This is a genomic window from Reyranella sp., assembly GCF_050185545.1.
Lineage (GTDB): Bacteria > Pseudomonadota > Alphaproteobacteria > Reyranellales > Reyranellaceae > Reyranella.
This window is the reverse complement of the sequence record NZ_JBFWZI010000334.1, coordinates 1,908-4,250: the sequence shown is the minus strand read 5'-3', so window position 1 is coordinate 4,250 and position 2,343 is coordinate 1,908. Positions and strand designations below refer to the sequence as shown.

Sequence of the window (2,343 nt, the reverse complement as noted above, 5' to 3'; positions counted from 1 at the left end):
CTCGACCCAGATCCCGTCGCCCTTGGCGATGATGCAGGGCCCGGTCTCCCGGTGGGTGCGCGGGTTCGTCTGCGGATGGATGTAGGAGGCGATGTCGCGGGCTTCCGGCGAATTGGGCATGAAGGTCATCAGGGTCTCCCTCGGTCCGGCGCAGTTCGGCACATTTCAACACGATCCGCCAGAGCGATGCATCGCACAGCCTTCCTCCCAAGCTTTGCTGGGGAGGTGTCGCCGTCTTACGGCGACCTGCCTTCACCGAAGCGAAGCCGCGCCGGCTTCGCGCAGGCAGGCGGAGGGGTCATGCTCTCTTGGACCGCGGGCGTCCCGCCCGCTCAGGCTCATGATCATGAGCGGGCGGGACGCCTGCGGTCCGCATGAATCATGACTCCTCCGTCCGCGAAGACGCGGGCACCTCCCCAGCGGAGCTGGGGAGGAGGGTTGAAAACTCCGCCCGCAGGCCCGGCTTGTGGATCTTGCCTGTCGCCGTGCGGGGAAACTCCGCCGCGGTCCGGACAACAAGCCGAGCCGGCACCTTGTAGCTCGCCAGCCGCTCGCGACAGAATGCGATGACGGCCGCGCCGTCGCTCGTCGAGCCAGCGCGCAACTCGATTGCCGCGGCGACTGCCTCTCCCCTGGTCGCGTCCGGCACACCCACCACGTAGGCCTGCACGACGTCGGGATGCTGCATCAGCACGTGCTCGACCTCGAGCGGCGCGACATTGACGCCGCCCGTCTTGATCATCTCCTTGAGACGTCCGCGGAACCGGACCCGGCCATCCGCCTCGATCGAGCCGAGGTCGCCGGTCAGGAAGAAGCCGTCGCGATCGAAAGCTTCGGCATTGGCCTCGGGTGCCCGGTAGTAGCCCGGCGTGATGCGGCCATGTACCGCCAGCTCGCCGACCTCGCCTTGCGGCAAGGGCCGCCGCGTCACCGGGTCGACGGCGCGGATCGTCATGCCCGGCAGGGGCAGGCCCTGACGCTCGAGGCGCATCTGCAGCGGTTCCTCGGCGTCGGTGACGGCGCAATTGCCGTAGGTCTCGGTCGACCCGTAGACATTGCACAGCTTGTCGGCGCCGAGCGCGCGTATCGTAAGCGCGATGTCCTCGGGCGGACCGATGGTGAGCCCGGTGCGCATGGCGCCCAGCCGCCGTCCCGGATGGGTCGGGTGCTCCATCAGGGCGCGCGCCATGTTGACCATGCCGTAATAGACGCTGCAGTGCTCGCGCTCGATCAGGGCCAATGTCTCGCCCGGCTCGAAGCTTTCCTGCAGCACGACACAACCGCCGTGGGTCATGATCGCCGGCAGCGCATTGGCCGAGCCGAACGACCAGAACAGCGGCACGGCGAGCCACACCCGGTCCGCGCTCGAGAGATGCATGCGCTCGCCGATCTCGAAGCCGTTGTCGATCAGCGGCCCGTGGGCCAAGGTCACGCCCTTGGGCGCTGCGGTCGAGCCCGATGTGTAGAGGATGTAGCAGAGATCGGTCGGCGCCACGGCCGCCTGCGCTGCCGCAAACTGCTTCGCATCGACCGACGACGCGCGCGCCAGGAACCCGGACCACGTGAACGCCGCGGCCGGCGCCGGGCCGTCCAGCACGACGACGGTGCGCAGCGCCGGCAGGCGCGTACTCCGCAAGGGACCCGCCGCATCCTGCTCGAGCTCGGGACAAAGGGCTGCGAGCGGCTCGAGAAAACGACGTCCGCGGAACTCCGGCAACATGACCAGCGCCGAGGCGCCGCAATGCTCGAGCGTCCAGGCGAGCTCGCGCGGCGTGGAGAAGGTGCTGATGGCGGCGACGATCGCGCCGATCCTGGCGCTCGCCAGCGCCGCGACGATCCATTCGATGCGATTGGAGACGAGAAGCGCCACGCGATCGCCGTGCCGCACGCCGCTCGCCATCAAGGCCCGCGCGAACGTGTCGACCCGCTGCTTCAGGGTCGCGTAGTCGAGGCGCTCATCGCCGGACACGACGGCAGGGGCCGCGGGCGTGGCGGCCGCCAACGCATCGACCAGGTCGCCCAGGGTCCGCCGGCTGCCCGGTCGCGTGCTCGCCCCCGCCACGCCGCAGGCTCACTCGTAGCGCGGCTGGCGTTTCTCGCGGAACGCCGCCACGCCCTCGGCGAAATCCGGGCCAGCGCGCACGGCGTCGCCGAGCTGCTGCTCCAGCGCCTCGCGAGTCCGCGCATGGTCGGCGATGGTGGCGCTCACCTGCCGTTTCACCGCCTGCACCGCCGAGGGGCTGTTGGCCGCGATCGTCTCGGCCGTGGCGAGCGCCCAGGTCATCAGGTCGGCCGGCGGCACCACGCGGTTGACCAGCCCGAGGCCTGCCGCCCGCTCGGCAT

2 protein-coding genes are annotated in these 2,343 nt (G+C 70.1%); both read right to left on the bottom strand.

The window, feature by feature from the left end; all coding sequences use genetic code 11:
- Positions 1-379 precede the first annotated feature (379 nt).
- Positions 380-2,062, bottom strand: a complete 1,683-nt coding sequence (locus AB7O82_RS37590) for an AMP-binding protein (protein WP_428621856.1) — start codon at positions 2,060-2,062, stop codon at positions 380-382.
- Between the two features lie 9 nt (positions 2,063-2,071).
- Positions 2,072-2,343, bottom strand: a 272-nt coding sequence (locus tag AB7O82_RS37585; protein ID WP_428621855.1) for an enoyl-CoA hydratase/isomerase family protein, incomplete at its 5' end; no start/stop codon positions are given.